19 protein-coding genes, 1 tRNA gene and 2 pseudogenes are annotated in these 20,447 nt (G+C 37.9%); 14 read left to right on the forward strand and 8 right to left on the reverse strand.

What is annotated here, in order from left to right; genetic code table 11:
* Positions 1-84 precede the first annotated feature (84 nt).
* Positions 85-2,079: a hypothetical protein gene (locus HGJ18_RS00095; protein ID WP_253697014.1), complete on the reverse strand. Its 1,995-nt coding sequence runs from the start codon at positions 2,077-2,079 to the stop codon at positions 85-87.
* A 185-nt stretch (positions 2,080-2,264) separates the two neighbouring features.
* A complete protein-coding gene (locus HGJ18_RS00100) occupies positions 2,265-3,389 on the reverse strand; it encodes an ISAs1 family transposase (RefSeq protein ID WP_253695307.1) in 1,125 nt (374 codons plus the stop codon).
* A 217-nt stretch (positions 3,390-3,606) separates the two neighbouring features.
* Here HGJ18_RS00100 and HGJ18_RS00105 point away from each other — a divergent pair, with 217 nt between their 5' ends.
* From HGJ18_RS00105 to fliP, 11 genes are read left to right on the forward strand one after another with little or no spacing between them, the layout of a single operon-like run.
* The gene (locus HGJ18_RS00105; RefSeq protein ID WP_253697015.1) at positions 3,607-4,980 is read left to right on the forward strand and encodes a flagellar hook-length control protein FliK; all 1,374 of its coding nucleotides are present in this window, start codon (positions 3,607-3,609) and stop codon (positions 4,978-4,980) included.
* Between the two features lie 11 nt (positions 4,981-4,991).
* Positions 4,992-5,501 carry a flagellar hook assembly protein FlgD gene (flgD, locus tag HGJ18_RS00110; protein WP_253697016.1) on the forward strand — a complete coding sequence of 170 codons (510 nt, stop codon included), beginning with the start codon at positions 4,992-4,994 and terminating at the stop codon, positions 5,499-5,501.
* A 12-nt stretch (positions 5,502-5,513) separates the two neighbouring features.
* Positions 5,514-6,905 carry a flagellar hook protein FlgE gene (flgE, locus tag HGJ18_RS00115; RefSeq protein ID WP_253697017.1) on the forward strand — a complete coding sequence of 464 codons (1,392 nt, stop codon included), beginning with the start codon at positions 5,514-5,516 and terminating at the stop codon, positions 6,903-6,905.
* Between the two features lie 25 nt (positions 6,906-6,930).
* Entirely contained in the window at positions 6,931-7,128 is a 198-nt protein-coding gene (locus tag HGJ18_RS00120) for a flagellar FlbD family protein (protein WP_044978474.1), read from the forward strand.
* A 21-nt stretch (positions 7,129-7,149) separates the two neighbouring features.
* Entirely contained in the window at positions 7,150-7,929 is a 780-nt protein-coding gene (locus HGJ18_RS00125) for a motility protein A (RefSeq protein ID WP_253697018.1), read from the forward strand.
* 1 nt (position 7,930) lies between these two features.
* A complete protein-coding gene (gene motB / locus HGJ18_RS00130; protein ID WP_253697019.1) occupies positions 7,931-8,650 on the forward strand; it encodes a flagellar motor protein MotB in 720 nt (239 codons plus the stop codon).
* 42 nt (positions 8,651-8,692) lie between these two features.
* A complete protein-coding gene (locus tag HGJ18_RS00135; protein WP_253697020.1) occupies positions 8,693-9,238 on the forward strand; it encodes a flagellar basal body-associated FliL family protein in 546 nt (181 codons plus the stop codon).
* Between the two features lie 14 nt (positions 9,239-9,252).
* Complete coding sequence (fliM, locus tag HGJ18_RS00140) at positions 9,253-10,287, forward strand: flagellar motor switch protein FliM (RefSeq protein ID WP_002666990.1); 1,035 nt, start codon at positions 9,253-9,255, stop codon at positions 10,285-10,287.
* Complete coding sequence (fliN, locus tag HGJ18_RS00145; RefSeq protein WP_253697021.1) at positions 10,280-11,488, forward strand: flagellar motor switch protein FliN; 1,209 nt, start codon at positions 10,280-10,282, stop codon at positions 11,486-11,488. The genes fliM and fliN overlap by 8 nt, the downstream gene beginning before the upstream one ends.
* Positions 11,489-11,515: 27 nt before the next feature.
* On the forward strand, positions 11,516-12,175 hold the full coding sequence (gene fliO, locus HGJ18_RS00150) for a flagellar biosynthetic protein FliO (RefSeq protein ID WP_010693139.1): 660 nt from the start codon (positions 11,516-11,518) through the stop codon (positions 12,173-12,175).
* A complete protein-coding gene (gene fliP / locus HGJ18_RS00155) occupies positions 12,172-12,987 on the forward strand; it encodes a flagellar type III secretion system pore protein FliP (protein WP_253697022.1) in 816 nt (271 codons plus the stop codon). Before fliO ends, fliP begins: the two co-directional genes overlap by 4 nt.
* Positions 12,988-13,038: 51 nt before the next feature.
* Here the strand turns inward: fliP and HGJ18_RS12910 are convergent.
* From HGJ18_RS12910 to HGJ18_RS00165, 3 genes and pseudogenes are all read right to left on the reverse strand, one after another.
* A pseudogene (locus HGJ18_RS12910) lies at positions 13,039-13,149 on the reverse strand (antitoxin); the annotation flags it as partial.
* A 50-nt stretch (positions 13,150-13,199) separates the two neighbouring features.
* Positions 13,200-13,331 (reverse strand): annotated as a pseudogene (locus tag HGJ18_RS12915) (BrnT family toxin); the annotation flags it as partial.
* A gap of 146 nt (positions 13,332-13,477) precedes the next feature.
* Positions 13,478-14,056, reverse strand: coding sequence for a histidine phosphatase family protein (locus HGJ18_RS00165; RefSeq protein WP_253697023.1), 579 nt, complete (start codon positions 14,054-14,056; stop codon positions 13,478-13,480).
* Positions 14,057-14,195: 139 nt separating this feature from the next.
* Here HGJ18_RS00165 and HGJ18_RS00170 point away from each other — a divergent pair, with 139 nt between their 5' ends.
* From HGJ18_RS00170 to HGJ18_RS00180, 3 genes are all read left to right on the forward strand, one after another.
* Complete coding sequence (locus tag HGJ18_RS00170; RefSeq protein ID WP_253697024.1) at positions 14,196-15,815, forward strand: peptide ABC transporter substrate-binding protein; 1,620 nt, start codon at positions 14,196-14,198, stop codon at positions 15,813-15,815.
* Positions 15,816-15,932: 117 nt separating this feature from the next.
* Positions 15,933-16,952 carry an ornithine cyclodeaminase gene (ocd, locus tag HGJ18_RS00175; RefSeq protein WP_002667007.1) on the forward strand — a complete coding sequence of 340 codons (1,020 nt, stop codon included), beginning with the start codon at positions 15,933-15,935 and terminating at the stop codon, positions 16,950-16,952.
* 160 nt (positions 16,953-17,112) lie between these two features.
* Entirely contained in the window at positions 17,113-18,204 is a 1,092-nt protein-coding gene (locus HGJ18_RS00180) for a peptidoglycan DD-metalloendopeptidase family protein (RefSeq protein ID WP_253697025.1), read from the forward strand.
* A gap of 116 nt (positions 18,205-18,320) precedes the next feature.
* On the opposite strand, the gene HGJ18_RS00185 is transcribed toward HGJ18_RS00180, so the two are convergent.
* From HGJ18_RS00185 to HGJ18_RS00195, 3 genes are all read right to left on the reverse strand, one after another.
* Complete coding sequence (locus HGJ18_RS00185; RefSeq protein WP_253697026.1) at positions 18,321-18,593, reverse strand: glutaredoxin domain-containing protein; 273 nt, start codon at positions 18,591-18,593, stop codon at positions 18,321-18,323.
* Between the two features lie 3 nt (positions 18,594-18,596).
* A complete protein-coding gene (locus HGJ18_RS00190) occupies positions 18,597-20,309 on the reverse strand; it encodes a DUF8510 domain-containing protein (RefSeq protein ID WP_002667010.1) in 1,713 nt (570 codons plus the stop codon).
* A 55-nt stretch (positions 20,310-20,364) separates the two neighbouring features.
* Positions 20,365-20,437, reverse strand: a tRNA-Ala gene (locus tag HGJ18_RS00195).
* Positions 20,438-20,447: the final 10 nt, after the last annotated feature.

The raw sequence follows: 20,447 nt of genomic DNA on the forward strand, positions 1-20,447 counted from the left end.
TGTTTAGAACCACGGACATCCTTGTCCGCTCTGATACGTCGAGCAGTAATTGCCCGCATATTTTCAAAAAATCGCACAAATCAACTAACCATGAGCCTTGCCTTGATTTTGTAATAAAGCAAGGAACAAAGATTGCGGCTTTTTAATTGAAGCATGATTCGTGTAATTTTTTTCCGGATCATAATCTTCAAAAGGTATTTCATCTAAATTTAAATTTATATCTGTTAAATCTTGTTCTGTAAAGTAAACCTTTCTTGGAGGATATCCATCTTTATTATAAATAAATTCAAGTCTTTCCTTAACTATATTTCCTTCTTCATCTTTAATATTTTTCCATAATTCTATTGGTCCTATATATTTTTCAGGTGGATTTCCATTTATTCCATATATTTCAGTTTCTACTGAACCAAAAAAATCGTCTTTATTTTTATTATATATTCTTAATGAAGTTAGAGAACTGCTAAAATATGCTAATTGAAAGAAATCCTTTGGTAACCTTGAATTTTTTAATATAAGATGATTAATTGCAGATTCTCTCATTGTTTTAGGTAAAATTGTGTTTTCAAATTTAAGATATCCACCACCTGTTTTACAATGTTCAAAATTTATTTTTGATAAATCGCTATTTTTGAAGCTAACATTGGTTAACATGTTGTCAGTAAAATTTCCTTTATAATTTTCAGAATTCAATCCAGTAATTATTACATCATCTAGTTGCATTATATCAGAACGATTATAGTATTCTTGAATCTGTTCTGCTGATAAATTTGGATTGCTTTTTGTTCCAAAATATCCTGTATAAAAATCTGTTGTGCAAAGTTTTTGATCATAAATAAATTTTATGCTTTTTCCTGTTTTTTCTTCAAGTATTTCTTTATTAATAAGTTTTTGAAGTATTTCGCCTACATTTCCCGAAAGTTCAACCGAACCTACTGTGAATTTTTTTCCTAATTTTTCACTTATTTTTACTAATTTACTAATTTCTGGATAGTTATCGTTTCCGTTTATTTTTTCTTTTTTACCTCTTAAAAAAATAAAGCCTTTAATATCACTAGCAGAAATATTTTTCAACTTTCCGTTTTCTATTTCATTATAGAATTCGGTTATATCAAAATAATCTTTTTGTTTTTGTTCTTCTGTTTCTCCCTGATAGCTTTCAAATTTTACATGCATAACTTCGTTACTATCTTTAAAGTTCAAAAGAGCTTTATTAAGAGCATTAAGTTTAGTTTCTTTTAAAAATTTTGGAGTAATAGGAGTCGATCTATATTCCCATTCAATATTTTCGGCATTTCGCGTTTTATAAAAAGTATTTATTTTTAAGTTTGCTGAATCAAAATCAGGATTTGTTTTTTCTTTTAAATTGTTGGCAATATATTTTGCTATTTCTGTTGTTTCTTCATTAGTACATTCCATAATGTCTTTTAATGAAATATCGCCGCTGATAGTTTTTATGTTTGCATTTTCATCAAGTGTAATGTTTTGTTTGGTGCTGTCTGCATTCTCGATATTTAAAACACTTAATGCTTTTGCAGCTTTTTTTAATGCATCTTTACTTATCGTGTAAGCGGTGAAGTCCTTATTTCCCGATTTAAATGATTTTATTGTAAGAGCATCAGTGTTGATTACTATATTATTAGTGCTTTTTTGTGCAAGTTCTTCAATTTCATTTAAGAAGATAGTTCCGCTTGCCTTAATTATATTACCGCCCTCATCTTTAGTAACATTGATAACCGAATTTCCAATAGTTATTTGTTCTGCCGGCTGGCTTGCTTCCGCTTCCACTACTGCGGAAACTGCCGTATTTTTTTCGATTTTTACCTTCTTCGTAATGGTACTATCTGTAACATCGGAATATGTTATGCCGTTTATAATAAGCTCTTTAACCTTATGGCCTGTGTTTGCGGAAAGCGTAAAGGTAAACTCGCTTCCTTTATCAACCTTTCCGTCGGCAGGAAGAGAGGGGCTTACTTCAATTTTGCCGTTTGCGGGTTGGGTTATACTAATTTTGTATTTTGTGTCCTCTATAGACGGGGGGGACGATGGACGGCTTTTCGGTTTTTTTAGCTGTGTCAACATTTTGATTGCAGCCCGATAAAAATACGGCAATTAAAACAGCCGTAAACAAAAAAAACTTTTTCCTCATAAACTAATCCTCCAAATTTTGTGGTAAGTAAATCTAAAATCTGTTTTTTACTACATATTTACCATTTTAACCGCTTTTTTATAAATTGTCTAGTGTAAAATCGTTTTTAGCATGGAAATCAATTTTGTAATATTTTTTTGATAAAAGATATATCCATGAGAGCTTTAAACATAATGTGTGACAAAGAAGATTTAGGTGCATTTTTTTGTTTGTATCGCGAGACCAAATTTAACGCCACTTTCCGTCCTATGTTCAAGGCTTGTTGTAGATTTTTATCTAAAAGCCGACAAAAGTCTTCTCTAAAATGAACATCTAATAACCAATGCATGGTTTCTACAACCCATTCTTTCCTTGCGATATCCAATAGCTCTTGAGCTGTAAGTTTTCTGCTTGAAATATAATAATGCCATTCATCACTCTTTCCTTTCTTACTCTTAAATTCGGAATGAATAGCACCAATACAGCTTAACCCCTCCCATTCACCTGTATTATCCATCCAACCTAAATTAGTTGTGCAGAAGGCTGTTCGCTTTTCAACTCTTTCACGATTTTTTTCACTTTTACAAGCCGTGTCCATTTGTTTTCTTAAAATTTCATCTTGAACATATTCTTCAATATCCGCTTTTAATAAAGGCTGGTTCCCTTTTACCGACAATAAATAGTCCCCTTTTCCTTCTTTTATGATTTTTGCAGTTTCTTTTTGACAATTTAAGGCATCTGTAACTATTATATGTCCTTTTATATTAAGAGTTTTTATAAGAGATTGAACTGTAGGTATCTCATTTGTCTTTCCTTTAACACACTTTTGTGCCAATGTTATACCAAATTCGGCAACTTGTGCAGAGACTATGTGCAGCGGACTTTCATAGCTGCTCATTTTATCTGTTGAACGGATAGTTTTTCCGTCTATCGCTATTGTAAGAGGTTTTTCTGTACCGTATTCTTTGATAAGAGCTTCAGCCATATTCATAAAACATTCGTTTAATGAGTCTATGTTTATCAATTTAAGTAGACAGGTAAGCCAATAATAGCAAGGTGTCTTTTTTATGCCGAATTCTTTATTTAGCCTATCCTTTATAATGTCAGCAGTTGCCCATTCGTGTATCTCTCTAATGTTTTTACGCCCGCAAAGAAGACCAAGTAATAATATTTTTAAAGCTTCGTTTACGCTGTAAAAATATCCGTCGTGATTGCTAATTATTTTGATGTCGTTAAAGTAATCGAATATATTTTCTAAATCCATACCTTTATTATCGGCAGTTTTTAGCAAAATTGATTTCCGTGCGTTTTTAGAGGCTTTGATTTTCGGTTTAAATTATAGTTGTTCGATTTCTTTAATATCCAAGCCTGTAGCCCTAATAGTATTGGGTGATATAATTTAAAGCTTGTATAGACTTTTTTCCTAAACCCGCCTTAAAAATAAGCCGAAAATTTATTGAAGTAACATATAGGAGGTTCATATGCAAGCACTTGATGTTCGTATGCAGGCTTTGCCGGTAAAAGAGCCGGAAAGAGAAGACTCTGGGGACATTAAAAGAGCTGATGCGGAACCTGTAAGAAATGGAGATTCATTCCTGGCAATGATCAAAAAGATGATTGCCGCCGCCAAGGATGGAAGCAAGGAGACTGATGAAGCCCGATTTGAAGATATTAGTCTTAGAGAAGACAAAATTAGGGATTCATCGCTTCAAAAGGAAGCAGGAAGGCAGAATACGGAACTATCATCTGAAGACCATAAGTCTAAGAAAATAGATGCTGAAAATCTGCTTAATTCCAAAGAAGCTTATTTAAAAGAGCCCAAGAATTTGCTAAAAAAGCCTAAGACCGAAACTCAAAAGCCGAACTCAGAACATTTGCAGGCTGAAAAGACTCAAAAAGATGCTCTTGAGCTAAATCTTAAAATTCTCAATGAGGATTTTAGTGATGAAATTAAGGACTTTTTGCCGCAAGACGTAAAAGAAGATGAAACTATTTCTCTTTTTTCTGATGAAGCTTTAAAAAAATTAGACAAGTCGGAAAAGAAAAAGGCACAGTCCTTTGATGACGAGAAAACAGAACAAGCCGGAAAGTTGGGGCTTTTATCAAAGGCCGATAAAAAGGACTTATCAAAAAAGATATCTCCTCAGAGTGAAGCGGTGCAGGAAAATTTAAGCAAAAAACCGGTTTCCAAGCCTAAACTGAAGATTTCCGTAGAGGACTTACGTTCAATGCCTTCCGTTCAGTCGGATGCTGCTATTCATACAACAGCTTCCGAATCTCGGGTTGAGACGGACAATTCCGTCGATATGGTAATCGATTTTAGCGGTAAGGCTCAAAATCCATCACAGGGCGGAGATCTTCAAAATACCCAAAACGGAAGCGAAGCCCAAAAAACAAGTCAAACTTTTTCTGCTATGCTGGCTCAAGAAATAAGGGATGCTTCAGCAGACTTTGTACAAGCCGGAAAAATCGTTCTCCGCGACAATAATGCAGGAGAAATAAGGCTGCATCTAAGACCTGAAAATCTGGGAGCCGTAAAAATCAATTTGGAGCTGAGCGAGGGAAAAAGGGTTACGGGAACAGTAACAGTTGCCTCTAAAGAAGCCTACGAAGCTTTTGAGAAAAATTTGGATAATTTGGCCGAAGAATTTAAACAAAACGGTTTTGAATTTGCAGAATTTAATTTAGATTGGTCGGGTTTTTCGGGGCAAGAAGGATTTGCCGAAAGTTTTGAATCTTTCTCAGATTTTGTTTATAAAAATCAAGAACAAGATTTAAGGCAGCTTGAAAAAACGGCCGATAATTTGAGTACCTACAGTTACGTTTATGGTCCGACTGTAGATATTTTAGCTTAAAGAGGTAGTTTATGCAGGTAAACAATGTTAATAACAGTATGATAACCACCGCTCTTGAACAGGCGGAAATGATGAAGAATTTTAAATCCGAAATGAGTCCTGAAGAAAAGGCTCTTTTGGGTCTGCAAGTTGACACCTTAAATAAGCAGAACTTTGCAGAAACAAGAGTTCCGAAACAGCAGCTTGGAAAAGACGAATTTCTTCAGCTTTTAATTGCCCAGCTCACCCATCAAGATCCTACATCTCCGATGGAAGATACGCAATTTATAGGGCAAATGGCTCAATTTTCGTCCCTTGAGCAGATGACCAATATGAACAAAAACTTTGCCGCCTTAAACGAGCTTATGACAGGCTCATCGGCCGTAAACGCCGTCGGCAAAAAAGTGGATTTAGACCTAGGGTCTTCACAGGTTTCCGGTTATATTTCGGCTGCAACACGCGGTATAAATCCGGAAGTTATGGTAAACGGAAACTGGTACAACTGGTCTGCCGTTAAAACAGTTTATGCAGAAAACAATTAGGAGGCAATAATTATGATGAGATCATTATTTTCGGGTGTAACCGGAATGCAAAATCACCAAACAAGAATGGACGTTATCGGAAATAACGTAGCCAACGTAAATACAACAGGTTTTAAGAGAGGAAGAGTAAACTTCCAAGACTTAATTTCACAGCAGCTAAGCGGTGCAGCTCGTCCTACCGAGGAGCTCGGCGGTGTAAACCCCAAAGAAGTCGGCTTGGGTATGATGGTTGCAAGCATTGACACAATCTTTACACAGGGAGCCTTGCAGACAACAGGTGTCAACACCGATCTTGCAATTCAGGGAAACGGTTTTTTTGTTCTTAAAGACGGAGAAAAATCTTTTTATACAAGAGCTGGAGCTTTTGGTTTAGACAGAGAGGGTACTTTAGTAAACCCTGCAAACGGAATGAGGGTGCAGGGTTGGATGGCTGAAGAAGCTGACGGTTTCAGGATAATCAATACCTCGGGCCAGACGGAAGATTTAAATATTCCTATAGGTCAAAAACTTGATGCAAAGGCAACTACAAGTGTAGACTACGCTTGTAACCTTGATAAGAGACTGCCTGAATTGCCCGAAGGAGCAAACCGTGCTCAAATTTTGGAATCTACTTGGTCTACAGAATTTAAGGTTTATGACAGCTTCGGTGAAACTCATGAGCTGCAAATCGATTTTGCCAGAGTCCCCGGGGAAGTAAATGCTTGGCAGGCAACCGTAAATGTTGATCCGACAAATGCGGAAGCTACAGCTACCACTGTAGGAATTGGAACAACAGACGGCGTTCAAAACAGCTTCATAGTCCGTTTTGACAATAACGGTCATCTTGCTTCCGTTACCGACACTGCAGGAAATGTAACAGCTCCCGCAGGACAAGTTTTGGTTCAAATTTCATACAATGTAGTGGGTGCAAACCCTGATGAAGCCGGAGCTCCTACAAGACATACATTTGATGTAAACTTAGGCGAAATCGGAACTTCAAAAAATACCATTACTCAGTTTTCTGAGAACAGCAGTACAAGAGCTTATCAGCAAGACGGTTACGGAATGGGTTATCTTGAAAACTTTAGAATTGACCAAAGCGGTGTGATAACCGGTGTTTATTCAAATGGTGTAAGACAGGAGTTGGGGCAAATTGCTATGGCAAGTTTTACCAATCAAGGCGGCCTTGAAAAAGCGGGACAAAATACCTATGTTCAGTCCAATAACTCAGGCGTTGCTAATATTTCTACATCGGGAACTGTCGGAAAGGGTTATCTGATAGGCGGAACCCTCGAAATGAGTAATGTAGATTTAACAGACCAATTTGTAGACATGATCGTAACTCAAAAAGGCTTTCAAGCAGGTGCTAAAACAATACAAACTTCTGATACAATGCTTGAAACGGTCTTGAACTTGAAACGATAGTATGGTATAATATAGGGTATTTTTTATGATACAGGTAACGCGGCTAAATGGAACAAAATATTGGATTAACCCTCATCAAATTGAAACGATAGAGTGTAATCCCGATGTTACTTTGCAGATGCTTTCAGGAAAATATTATGTAATTAAGGAAACGCCTGAAGAAATTTTGGACTCTATAGTCGCTTACCGCCGTAAAATCGGCATATTTAAAAATGAGTTGTAGTAGAAGCAAAAAGGGGTATATATGGATATAGCGTCGTTTATAGGAATATTCGGAGGTATAGCAGTTGTTGCATTCGGTGCAATCCTCGGCGGCTCGGCCGGAGGGCTTATTCACCCGGCTTCAATGTTAATTACGATTGGCGGCTCCTACATGTGTCTTTTTTTAACCTATCCTTTATCCTATACGATAGGAATTTTCAAAGTTGTTGCAAGAGTTTTTAAGGTAACCGATTACGGCGAAAAAGCTCTGGTTCAGCGTTTTGTAGCCCTATCCGAAAAAAGCCGCCGTGCAGGTCTTCTTGCCTTGGAAGAAGAAATTGAAGACTTTGAAGATCCATTTATGCGCTCCGGTTTACGAAATGTAGTTGACGGTATTGATGGAGAGGCTATCCGTTCTCTTATGGAAAACGAACTTAATCAAATGGAAGAGCGCCATAACACATGGATATCCTTAGTAAACGCTTGGGCAACCCTCGCTCCCGGTTTCGGTATGTTGGGAACGGTTATCGGTCTTATCGGTATGTTGTTAAACTTGGATGATAAAAGTGCTCTCGGTCCTAACATGGCTACGGCTCTTGTTACAACCTTTTACGGTTCTCTTATGCAGAACTGGCTTTTGGTTCCTATAGCAACAAAGCTTATGTACCAAAACAATATGGAAGTTAAGTCCAAAGAAATGATTATAGAAGGTGTACTTGGAATTCAAGCCGGAGATAACCCTCGAATCTTGGCTCAAAGGCTTATTACATATTTGACGCCTTCCGATAGAAAATCAATTGAGGCGGAAGTATTAAAGGATTAAAATGGCAAGGAAAAAGAAACACGGTGCAAGTGCCGCCGGAAGCGGCTGGCTTACCACTTATGCAGATATGGTTACTCTCATGCTTTGTTTTTTCGTCATGCTTTTCGAGCCGTCTGAGGTTGATGTAACTCAGCTCATGGCTCTTTCTGCATCAATAAGCGGTGATCCGACCGGAGGCGGTCTTTCTGTTTCTGCAGGCAGACTTTCCGACCTTGGAAACACCATAAGCTCAATGCCTTCAATGGAAAAAGGGAAGATGCTTGCAAGTGCCTTAAAAAAGGCTGTTTCGCTTTTTGCTCCCGAAATCAAAACAAATAAAATTGCAGTTACAAGCGATGAGAGGGGGATAGTAATCAGCCTGGCATCGGATGTTTTCTTTTATCCCGGAAGTGCAGAGCTTAATATTGCCGAATCCAGAGATACGCTTTTAAATCTCGCACAGTTTTTATCTTCACAAGATTTGGCTTCTCATAGATTTAGGGTTGAAGGGCATACCGATTCGGGCGTAACGGATCCGAATGTATGGAAAAGTAATTGGGAGCTTTCATCTGCAAGGGCAATAAATATTTTGCACAGCCTTACGGACTTCGGAGCTCAAGAATCCAGATTTTCTGTAGCAGGCTATGCAGACACTCGCCCTATCTTTTCAAATGATACGGCAGAAGGAAGAGCCTACAATAGGCGGGTTGATATAATTATTCTTGATGATGCACACTTTTAGTAAAAATAAAAATGTGCCGATTATAATAGTAAGGAGAAAATTATGGCTGATAATGACTTAATGGATGACGATGATATTCAGGAAAATATGGCTTCATCAGTAGATACCAAAAAAAGAGGTACAGGTCTTATACCCATGCTGATAAAATGGGTTGCTATTGTATTGGTTGCTCTAATATTCATTGTTACCGTTGTAGTTATTACAATGAACATAAGAGATAAAAAAGGCTCATCGCATTCAATATCCCCCGTTTCTGAAGAGTACAGGGAAACAAGGGACGTTTTGCAATGGTATCAGGCAATTGGTATTTTGAAGGTACATACGGCAGATAGAATTCCTGCAACCTTGATAGTAGATGTCGCCTTAGGCTATACTAACAATGATAAGTCGACACCTCAAGAGCTTTCTGCAAGAAAGGTCGAAATAATAGACTTTTTACGCTCTTATTTTAAAGGCAAGACTACGGCTGAATTAAGACAGGAAGAAAAAATAAAGATTGAAATAAAACACGAAATAAACGATAATGTACTTACAAAAAATAAAATAAAGGATGTTAAATTTACGCAATACGATATTGTTGAACAATAAAGGATAGGAGAGCCATGACAGAAGTTCTTTCGCAGGATGAAATAGATCAGCTTCTCACCGCAATAAGCTCAGGAGATACGGATACAGAAGATTTTCGTGCCGTTAATGACACCCGTAAAATAAAAATTTACGACTTTAAACGTCCCGACAAATTTTCTAAGGAGCAGATGAGGACGGTACAGATGATGCATGAAACCTTTGCCCGTCTTACAACCACTTCTCTTTCCGCTCAGCTGCGAAGCATGGCTCATGTTCACGTAGCAACTGTAGAACAGCTTACGTATGAAGAATTTATAAGATCAATACCTACGCCGACAACCTTGGCGATTATAAACATGGATCCTTTAAGGGCAAGCGCTCTTTTGGAGATAGACCCCTCGGTTACCTTTTCGATTATAGACCGTTTGTTCGGTGGCAAGGGACAGGGTTCAAAAGTTCAGAGGGAATTGACCGAAATAGAAAGCTCCGTTATGGAAGGCGTTATAGTCCGTATCCTTGCAAATATGAGGGAAGCTTGGACTACTGTAGTCGATTTACGTCCCCGTTTGGGAAACATAGATACAAACCCTCAGTTTGTTCAGATTGTAACCCCCTCTGAAATGGTACTTTTGGTAACATTGGAAACCAAGGTTGGAGAAGAAGAAGGAATGATGAATATCTGTCTTCCTTACATTACCCTTGAACCGATTATATCAAAATTGTCGACACAGTTTTGGTTTTCTTCGGTTAGAAGGGCTTCGACGGGACAATATGCGGCGGCAATTAAGGATAAGCTTTCGACTGTTGAGGTTGATATGGTTGCCGAGGTAGGCTCTTTGGATGTTTCAATCAGGGATGTTCTTAACTTGAGAGCGGGAGATGTTGTACGCTTACCCAACGTAAGGGTAGGGGATCCTTTTAAGCTTACAGTAGGAAGCAGGCCTAAATTCTCCTGCCAACCCGGCGTGAAGGGTAAAAAATTAGCAGTTCAGATTTTGGAAAAAATAGAAGATATTAGCGGTGATGAATTCGAAGAATTAACATCGGAAGGAGATGAGTTGTATGAGTGATGGTTCAATTTCTCAAGATGAAATAGATGCTTTGTTATCGGGAGTAGGAGGAGGCGGAATTGCATCGGCTCCTGCAGCAGGTGCAGGCGATGATTTGGCCGGTTTTAAAAAAACAGCCTTACTTCAATTTACAAAAGAAAATATCCCGGGTCTGTCTTCGAATTTGGAGTCTATGACGGGTAAAACTGTCAGTATTTCGGAGCCGGTTATTGATTTTTCCGATAGAGAGACCTTTTTAAGAAAAGTATCCGAAATGACTGTTGCTACCCTCATTGATTTTTCCGGGGCTATGAGCGGTGATCATGCCTTTATGATGAGCCCTGAGCTTGCAAAGAAAATAGTCAGTTTGGTAAATCATGAAGACAACGTAGAAATAGATGATATGGCCCTTTCAGTTATAAGTGAGACAATAGCTCAATATGTGGGTACGGAACTTAGTTACCTTGAGCGTGCCGGACTTACCGGTGTTGCATCTTCTCCGGCAGAATCTTCATATGTTCCTAAGGCTATGATGAGATTACCTCAGCGTAACTTTGTAAGCATAACTTATAATGTGAAGATTGATGATTCTGCATATCAACTGTGGGAAATTCTTTCTGAGGATGTTGTCGATAAAATAACCTCTACGATTGCGGGTCCTGATCCTTCAATGCAAGGAATGGGAGGCGATACCGGAATTCAGGGTATGGCTGCAATGGGAGGTATGCAAAATATGGGTGCAATGCAAAACAATGGAATGATGGGCGGTATGCAGATGGGTTCTATGCAAACAGGCGGCCCTGCACAGCAAATGTTCGGTTCAGGTATGCCCCAAGGTTCGCCTCAGCAAGGAGGAAATATGCAGGCTATGAATAATATGGGCATGATGCCCCAAATGGGAATGGGCGCCAGTGTTCAGCCTGTTCAATTTCCGCCCCTTCAGGGTTTTGTAAGTCAGGAGGAGCAGGGTAATATCGGTCTTATCATGGACGTTTACATGGAAATGACCGTAGAACTAGGACGAACAAAGCGCATGATTAAAGAAATCCTCGGAATGGGTGAGGGGCATATTATTGAGCTTGATAAACTTGCCGGTGAACCTGTAGACGTTCTTGTAAACCACAAACCTATAGCTAAGGGAGAGGTTGTAGTTATAGAAGAAAGTTTCGGTGTCCGTATAACCGAAATTTTATCTCCGGCTGAGCGTATTTCGGATATATAAACCTAAAAATCGGGTGGGGGGCTTTTAATGAGCTTTGGGAAAAAGCTGTTTTTTATTATTTTCTTTTTGTTTTCGGTGACCTTGTTTGCAGAAAATGACGGAACTTCTTCGGATGGGGATTCTTTGCCTTCAGAGTCGGGTATTCTATTGGACGCAGGTACAAAAGGAAATATTGAAAGGAATGATGGGAATACCGCACCTGCCGGAAATGAAAATGCTTTTGATTTGAATGTTGCAGAAAGAGCTCAATCTCCTATTTCCAGACTGTTACAAGTTCTTGTATCTTTAATTATAGTATGTATTTTGGCCTATGTTGTGCTGAAATTTTTAAAAAAATCTTCACTATCTTTTTCTTCGGATAGTCCTTACCTAAAAAGCGTTGCTTCAATTAACATTGCTCAAGGAAAAAGTATTCATGTTATTACCTTGGGCGAAAAGGCGTACATTGTAGGCGTTACCGATTCTTCAATAAATATGATAGGAGAGGTGGAAGATAAAACCCTTGTCGATACCATGAATTTGGATGCTGAAAGACGCAGCTCTTCTCCCAAACAAGACTTTGCTTCTATGCTGTCCTCAGTTTTTAAAGGCTCAAAGAATAATGATATTGATGTAGATTTTTTTGAAGCACAACGTGAAAGGTTAAACAAGGCTGCTAAAGCTCAAGTGCCGGAGGAAAGAGAATGAAAAGAAATCTTTTGATCCTGTTTTTTTTCGGTATGATTCTTTTTATTCCGGTTCAAGTTTTTTCTCAGTCGAGCTTTCCCGAAGGTACTACTGCCGGAAGAACCGATGCCGATCCTAATAGGCAGGCTGGGAGAATTCCTTTTATCGATTTTTCGATAAGAGAACCTTCGACAAATAAGGATGTTGCTTTTTCAGTTCAGCTTTTAATTTTTATTACGCTTATCTCGATAGCTCCAAGTCTTTTGTTATTGATGACGAGTTTTTTGCGTTTAAGTATTGTTTTAGACTTTGTGAAAAGGGCCTTATCTCTTCAGCAAGTGCCGCCGACTCAGGTTTTAAACGGAATTGCCTTTTTTCTTACCCTGTTTATTATGCAGCCGACCTTTACCCAAATATATAATAACGCTTATAAACCTATGAGTGAGGGACAAATCGGAATAGAAGAAGCTTATAGGGAAGCGGAAAAACCTATGCGGTATTTTATGTATAAGCAAATGCAAAAAAATCCGGCCCATATCCGCACCTTTATGGCTATGTCTAAACTTCCAAAGCCCGATACTCTTGCAGATGTACCGACCCATATTTTAATAGCTGCCTTTATATTACATGAGCTTACAATAGCTTTTCAAATCGGAATATTTTTATACCTTCCGTTTATTATAATAGATATGATTGTCGCCAGTATTCTTATGTCTATGGGTATGATAATGCTTCCGCCCGTCCAAATATCCATGCCGTTTAAATTGATTCTTTTTGTTATGGTTGACGGCTGGGGACTCCTCTTCGGTAAATTATTTGAATCGTTTTTATAAAAAATCATTTCGTACAAAACGAATGTCAGCGTTGAAGCGGGTGTGTGTGTTTTATTTTGCAAAAGAAACCTGTAAATGCTTCTTGTTTTTCACACAATCAAGCAAATAGTAATTGATAATATTTTGATATGGCATTCCTGTTTCTTCGGACATATTCTTATAACTTCATCATTCACTCGGTAGCAGTGACATACAACCAGTATTTTTGATTTATTACTTACTCCTGAAATAATAAATCTGTCCTCTTCATCCGAATGTTCCGGATCTGATATTAAAATTGCATTGGGATCGTAAAAAACACTTTCAGCTTTTTCAAAAGAAACTTTATGTTTTTTTAAATTTATTCCGCTTTTTCAAAATCCCATTCAAATCTTATTTTCATAATTATATTATAACTATTTTAAGCCATTTGTCAAACATAACTATCATTGACAACATAACTATCATTGATATAAAAAGATCTGATACCTTTTCTTATATTTTTACTTTATTAAATCCGATTGTATGTTTGTATTTCGTTTATTTCTATTGCTTTATTATTCTCAAATGTTATTTTTACAATATGAGGCATTTTTCCGGCAATTTCTAAAAAATATTCATACCCATATTTTTTATCAAAATAATTCAAAATTGTACATAATGCTGTTCCATGCGTTCCGATCAAAACTGTCTTTCCGGTTTTTGTGTTTAATATATTAAATAATACATTTATATTTCTACGCTGTACTTCATTCAATGTTTCATCTTGATTCATACTATAATTAAAATCACTCCATTGCTTTTTTACATATTCTTGAAATTCTTCAATTCTATCAAACCAAACATTAGACTTTTTTTCTCGTAAATCCTCATATAATTCAATTTGGATATTTTTCATTTCTGATAGAGGCGTCATCGTCTGAATACTTCTTAAATACGGGCTTGAAATAATACTATTAATATTAATTTCTCTAAAAATATTTTTTAATTTATCAGCATCTTTTTTTCCTTTATTTGTTAAAGGTCGATTTCTATTCTCTTTTATACTGATATCAGACTGAGCATGACGAATAAAGTAAATAACTATCAATTTTAACTCCTGGAGCGAAGCGTCCGTCTATCCAAATAATACACCGGCAAATTATTTTTTTCAAGGTATCTTATAAAAATACTATTGACTGCTGGAAGAATTATTTAAAATTTGTTATATTGTCAGCCGAGGTTTATATATGAAAGGTAGAAAATTATTTTTGTCGGCAGCATTGGTGCTGCTTTTTTTTGCTTGCGGGGGCAATAAGAAAATTGGTGAGCCTAAAGCCGTTACGGCTTCATTGGGTGCGGAGCCGAGTATTTTGGATGCCGCAAAGGCTTCAGACAGGTACTCTTTTATAATATTGGACTATATAACCGAAAATTTGACCGATATTTTAACTGAAGATAATGGGGAGATAAAAATTCTTCCGGGCCTTGCCGAGTCTTGGACTCATAATGCAGATTATACGGAGTGGACTTTTAAATTGCGTGAAGCCTATTGGTCTGACGGCGTAAAGATAATGGCTGAAGACTTTGTTTACGGTATTCGCCGTATCATCAATGCCGAATCTGCCTCACCTATGGCAATGTATTATGACTATATCAAAAATGCCCAAGATGTTTTAAAGGGTAAGCTGGACTATTCCGAAATAGGAATCAAGGCTCTTGATGAAAAAACTCTTCAAATCGTAACCGAAAATCCCATAAAAAATCTTCATGAATTTGCCGCAAAAATTCCTCCGCAAAGGGAAGATATTATAAAAGAATTCGGGCTATCCTACGGCAGTGAGGCCGAAAAAATAATTTGCAGCGGGGCTTTTAAAGTAAAAACCTGGGTGCATAACAGCAAGATTGAGCTTGTTAAAAACGAAAAATTTTGGAATGCCGAAAATGTAAAAATAGATGCTCTTACATTTAAAATAATAAATGAAGAAAATGCCGCCCTCGGGGAGCTTTTAAACGGCAGCATCGATATTGCAAATGCTTATTCTATCAGCTGGATAAACAAGCTGAAAAAAGAAAACCGCTTTGCCGAAATAAACGGAGTTGACAGCCGTGTTCAATATATTTTTATGAATCAAAAAGACAAGTTGTTTTCAAACAAAAAAATTCGCCAAGCTCTTTCGGCAAGTCTTGATCGAAAAGAAATTTGTACCGACCTGTTTGACGATATTTATAAACCGGCCTACGGTTTTGTTTCGATCGCCACCGAGCTTGAAGGTAAAAATTACCGAACCCTTGCAGGCGAGCCGATTCAAGAATTGAAAAAAAAAGTTCCTGATCCTAAGGCTCATTTTATTGAGGGTTTAAAAGAATTGGGGTTTGGAGATGACCCTTCAAAGATAACAATTTCGATAATGTTCCCGTCAAATGAAAGCTCGAAATTTGATGAATATTTACAAAACAGGCTTTCAAATGTTTTGGGAGTAAATGTAGAGCTTGATAAAATCGAGGGAACGGTCTTTAAAAAGCGGAATAAGAGCTTGGACTATCAAGTTGGTTTTAAATCATGGGGCGGCGGTATTGATACACCCGCCAGATATTTGGACCTTTTTTTACCCGGAAATAAAATTGTCCCGATAGGCTGGGAAAATAATGAGTACACCGATTTGGTTCTGCGGGCAAAAAAAAGCTCCGATTTTAGCGAAAAGCTGGAACTTTTTAAAAAAGCGGAAATGATTTTATTGGCAGAAGAATGCGGTATTGCTCCTTACGCAAACCAAACCTATAATATCTTTATGCAAACAAAATTAAAAGGAGTTAAACAGTTTTATCCGGGAACCTACAATCTAAAATACGCCTTTATTGAGGATTGACGTCTCCTACTGCTAAAAATAAGGTTAAAAGCTTATTTTAAAAATTCGGCATTTTTTGATGGACAAAAGCTATAAAATGCGTTAGCATAGTAGTATACAATCAACACATGGAGGCTTATGTTGAAGACGAAGTATATTGATTTGCCTACAATGGCAAAGTATCTTAAATCTGTCGGTGCCGAAACGGTTATTAAACGGCTTGTTCCTTATTTGGAAGAAGATTATAAAAGATGGAATGACTTTGACAAGGTTCCAAGGATGGCTCACCACAGTCCCGTAGGGGTTATTGAGCTCATGCCGATAGGAGACTCCAAAACCTATTCTTTTAAATACGTAAACGGTCATCCCGAAAACCCTAAGCACAATTTTTTAACCGTTATGGCTATAGGAGTTTTAGCTGAAGTTTGTACAGGATTTCCTCTTCTTTTGAGTGAATTGACTTTGACAACGGCGGTTAGAACTGCCGCAACCTCGGTAATGGCTGCAAAGTATCTTGCAAAACCTAACCCTAAAAAGATGGCCTTAATAGGGAACGGCTGTCAAAGCGAATTCCAAGCTCTTGGATTTCATCATATTTTGGGGGTAGAAGAAATTTATTGTTATGATGTTGATCCTGCTGCAACAGATAAACTCATGGATAATCTTAAAGATGTAAAGGGCTTAAAGCTTATCAAATGCAGCAGCACAAAAGAGGCTTGTAAGGGGGTCGATATTATTACGACAATTACGGCCGATAAGAAAAATGCCATTATCATTACCCCCGATATGGTTGAGCCCGGTATGCACATAAACGCTGTTGGCGGCGACTGTCCCGGAAAAACCGAGCTTGATTCAAAGGTTCTTTTTATGGGAGACGTTTATGTAGAATTTGAACCTCAGAGCCGAATCGAGGGCGAAATTCAGCATATGGACGATAACTTTAAAGTTACCGAAATTTGGAATGTAATCAAAACAGGTAAACCCATAAACCGCAAGCCGGATGAAATTACCATTTTTGATTCCGTAGGTTTTGCCCTTGAAGATTTTTCAATTCTTCGCTTGATGTACGATATAGCAAAGGACGAAAATGTCGGCATTCCTCAGGAACTTGTCCCCGTTCTGAAGAACCCGAAAAACTTGTACGGTATGTTAAGATAACCTTTACCACATTATAGTTTCTAACGAAAGGCTTAAAACTTTTATAAGTTTTAAGCCTTTTTCTTATTCGTGCGGAGGGTTTAATACCCCGACGCTTGCGTCGGGGTATGTTGATTTAATTTAGCCTAAAAACAAATTTTTTTATGCCGATATACTGGATATGGATATCATAACTTATTCGGATGCAGTGCATCATAACAATAGATCGTATCATAATAATAGATATAGAAAGCCGAATACCGTAAAAAAGAGCAGACTTAGCTCTAGGGATGAATCTTTGATTGTTTTCGGGCTCTTTGCTATGCTCACGGCAGGATTCCTATTTTTCTATTTCCCGATTTTAAAGCTTAATTGGGGGCTTTCATCAATAAGGTCTATATCATTTTGGGAAGAGCCTTCATCTATAAATGCAATGCGTCAATATACCATGCCTTCTTCCGAGATTGTAAAAGAGGATGACCTTCCTCATTCGGAAACTGCAGAAGGTGTCCCTTTTTCTCCTGCTGATGTACCGGATTTTATTACTGCCGTCGATTTTGAAGAATATATGGTTTCAAAGGGAGATACGGTAAGCGGTATTATTCAAAAATTCGGCCTTAAAAATTTAGGGACCCTTCTTTCAGTAAACGGAATAAGCAGTGCAAAGAAGTTAAGGATAGGGCAAAAGCTAATTATTCCTTCGATTGACGGGCTTATTTATACGGCCGTAAAGGGCGATTCCTTGAGCTCTATTGCCGGTAAATTTAACCTGTCTATCAATGCAATCTTGGATGCAAATGATCTTGAAAATCAGACGGTAACTGTAGGACAAAAGCTTTTTATTCCGGGAGCAATGATGAGCTCCTTTGAGCTTAAAAAGGCCTTGGGCGAGCTCTTTATTTATCCTGTGATTGGAAGGCTTACTTCGCCGTTTGGCTACAGAAGAGATCCTTTTACCGGAAGGAAGAGTTTTCACACAGGTATCGATATTGCATCTCCTACAGGAACTCCTATTAAGCTGACTCTCGACGGTACGGTTTCTTATACAGGTTATTCTGCCGTTTATGGTAATTATGTTATAGTTACTCATTCGGGCGGTTATCAGTCAATGTATGGGCATATGAATTCGATAAAGGTAAGGAGAGGCCAAATTCTAAATCAGGGCGGTATTATCGGAACTGTAGGAAATACGGGAAGATCTACGGGCCCTCATGTCCACTTTTCCGTATATAAAGACGGAAAACTCATTAATCCATTAACCGTATTAAAGTAAGAATTACATAAAAAAAGCAGGACGTGTCCTCACACGTCCTGCAAGATTGTATTTAGGATCAACCTAAATACCAACCGGCTAAGATACATGACTTAGAGCAAGAAGGTTGGTTAGCATTAAGACCATTTTGATAGGTCTGCTTCTTCAACGTCGAATACAAACTCTTCACCGTCTCCAACCATCAAGCATGGGATGCCGATCTTTCCCTCCTTTTTGAGCTGATCAAATTCAGCTCTCTCGTCCCGATATTTTAACAAAAACTTTAGATAACCCAAATCTTCAGTAATGTCAAAATAGCGGAACTTTACTCCTTTTCTTTCTAGATATTCCTTTGCAGGCCCGCAATCGGGGCATAATTTACTACCGAATAAAAATAATTGCTTTTTCATAGTTTAGTACCCATCCGACATCTGGCGATTTAAGTCTCTTTGACAAAGCTCTTGATATACCAAGGCTCTGTCCTTAAGTTTTGCCTTAATTGGATCGGAAAAGGGCATGTACCTCCAAAATACTTCTCTAACTTCCTTGTCTAATTTTTGAATGCCTTCGCTTTCTTTTATCATCCAAGTTATATAATCCTGAATAAAATATTCTTTTATGTCACCTTTTAGTTTTTGGTTTTGGAACCATTGATAATAATTGCCGGTCAGGCCTTCTTCCATCCAATAGTAGGAAGCTTTTTCCTTTGCAACCTGCCAGCGTAAATCTGCAGTAGCCATTAAGAGGGAAACTTTAAGGCTTTTAGGATACATCGGGATTACTATTCTGCCTCTACTTGTAACCCTGTTATAGCGGTCAAAAGGTTCCCAGCAAAAGCCTATATCTCCATAAGTCGGAACCAATATGACAAAGGGAGGAATCCTGTTTAATTGATTTTTATATTGTCGGCAATAGGCTTGCACGTCTATATCTTCAAGCCATTTCATTTCTCTTAAAATGTTCTCGCGAGTTCCCAATTCTTTTGAAGAGCTTCTAAAATATTCACGGGATAGGATTGGAAAATGATTACCTTTGCGTCCGCAGGTCATTTTTGCCATCTGCTTAACAGTATCGAATTCTCCTTCGGCCCCGGACATATTGGTCGTGATTCCTCCGGAAGCATCAGCCTTCTCCCTCAAGCTGCGTACATCTGCATCGGCTTCTTTATAATCTGAAATACAGTTTTGTAATTCTTTGTCGAAATTGAGCAGTTTTTTCAGCCTTTCGTTTATTTGCATGATTTGCTGTTTTTGCGATTCCGAATAAGGCGATTTTACATTGGAAAAATTTGCCAGCATATCATGAGAGAACATGCTGTCAATTTGTTGTTTTATTGAGTCTTCATAGCGGCTGATTTCTTCCGATTTTGCTCTCAGCAAATTATCGGCAGTTTGGAGTTTCCCCTTTGCCTTTTCTAAAAGCTGATTAAATCTTGAATTATCGTCTCTTTTTGAAATTTTAACTTCGTCTGTTGCCGAAGGGTTGATTTTTCCTATTCCGATTTCTCTGAACCACTCATCCAAATAATAGACTGCCTCACAATATTTATTTTCGTCTATTACTTTTGCAAACATATCTTTTTGTTCTGTGGTTAAAAGCGTAGGGAGAACAAGTCCGTATCTTACTGCATATTGTTTTTCTTTTGAAGATTTTCCTGAGGCTATTTTCATGACCATGTCGGAAACAAGATTCCAATAGGCCGATTCGACTTGCTGTCTGAATACGGTTCGGTCTTTAGGGTCAGTAGTCGTTAAAAATTTGGTAAGGGAGGTATGAAGACGCTGGGCATTTTCGCCTTCACCTTTTAGAACAGCCTTGTAAAACTCTGCAGTATCAAATAATGTATGGGGGGTATCGGAAAAAAACTTTTCAACTTTTTCAAAATGCGTTAATGTAAGATCCGGTTCGCTCGGATCCCGCTTTGCTTCTCCTCTGGCTTCAGGAGCCATGGAAAACATCGTATCTCTGCTTAAACCGCCGGCTTTAATATCGGGGAATGGAGCTCTTTGACCGACATCAAAGTCAAAACCGGAAGAAACCGGAGGAGGCTGCACTGACGTATCACCAGAAGGCATTACTACATCTTTGAGAAGTTCATCAAGATCTATTTCAGTTGTCGAATCCACCGATTAAACCACCTTAATTAAACCAATAAGTCGGAAAACTAATAACTTTAAACATTGGAGATAAGGGGAATTGAACCCCTGACCTCTTGCATGCCATGCAAGCGCTCTACCAATTGAGCTATATCCCCATCAACATGT

It is taken from the genome of Treponema denticola, assembly GCF_024181405.1.
Classification (GTDB): domain Bacteria; phylum Spirochaetota; class Spirochaetia; order Treponematales; family Treponemataceae; genus Treponema_B; species Treponema_B denticola_D.

Coding starts and splice junctions, on each gene's coding strand:
- HGJ18_RS00170 (WP_253697024.1), top strand. CDS start 14,196: ATGAAAGGTAGAAAATTATTTTTGTCGGCAGCATTGGTGCTGCTTTTT.
- HGJ18_RS00185 (WP_253697026.1), bottom strand. CDS start 18,593: ATGAAAAAGCAATTATTTTTATTCGGTAGTAAATTATGCCCCGATTGC.
- HGJ18_RS00135 (WP_253697020.1), top strand. CDS start 8,693: ATGGCTGATAATGACTTAATGGATGACGATGATATTCAGGAAAATATG.
- HGJ18_RS00120 (WP_044978474.1), top strand. CDS start 6,931: ATGATACAGGTAACGCGGCTAAATGGAACAAAATATTGGATTAACCCT.
- fliO (WP_010693139.1), top strand. CDS start 11,516: ATGAGCTTTGGGAAAAAGCTGTTTTTTATTATTTTCTTTTTGTTTTCG.
- fliM (WP_002666990.1), top strand. CDS start 9,253: ATGACAGAAGTTCTTTCGCAGGATGAAATAGATCAGCTTCTCACCGCA.
- HGJ18_RS00180 (WP_253697025.1), top strand. CDS start 17,113: ATGGATATCATAACTTATTCGGATGCAGTGCATCATAACAATAGATCG.
- fliN (WP_253697021.1), top strand. CDS start 10,280: ATGAGTGATGGTTCAATTTCTCAAGATGAAATAGATGCTTTGTTATCG.
- fliP (WP_253697022.1), top strand. CDS start 12,172: ATGAAAAGAAATCTTTTGATCCTGTTTTTTTTCGGTATGATTCTTTTT.
- flgE (WP_253697017.1), top strand. CDS start 5,514: ATGATGAGATCATTATTTTCGGGTGTAACCGGAATGCAAAATCACCAA.
- HGJ18_RS00125 (WP_253697018.1), top strand. CDS start 7,150: ATGGATATAGCGTCGTTTATAGGAATATTCGGAGGTATAGCAGTTGTT.
- ocd (WP_002667007.1), top strand. CDS start 15,933: ATGTTGAAGACGAAGTATATTGATTTGCCTACAATGGCAAAGTATCTT.
- HGJ18_RS00100 (WP_253695307.1), bottom strand. CDS start 3,389: ATGGATTTAGAAAATATATTCGATTACTTTAACGACATCAAAATAATT.
- flgD (WP_253697016.1), top strand. CDS start 4,992: ATGCAGGTAAACAATGTTAATAACAGTATGATAACCACCGCTCTTGAA.
- HGJ18_RS00095 (WP_253697014.1), bottom strand. CDS start 2,079: ATGTTGACACAGCTAAAAAAACCGAAAAGCCGTCCATCGTCCCCCCCG.
- HGJ18_RS00105 (WP_253697015.1), top strand. CDS start 3,607: ATGCAAGCACTTGATGTTCGTATGCAGGCTTTGCCGGTAAAAGAGCCG.
- motB (WP_253697019.1), top strand. CDS start 7,931: ATGGCAAGGAAAAAGAAACACGGTGCAAGTGCCGCCGGAAGCGGCTGG.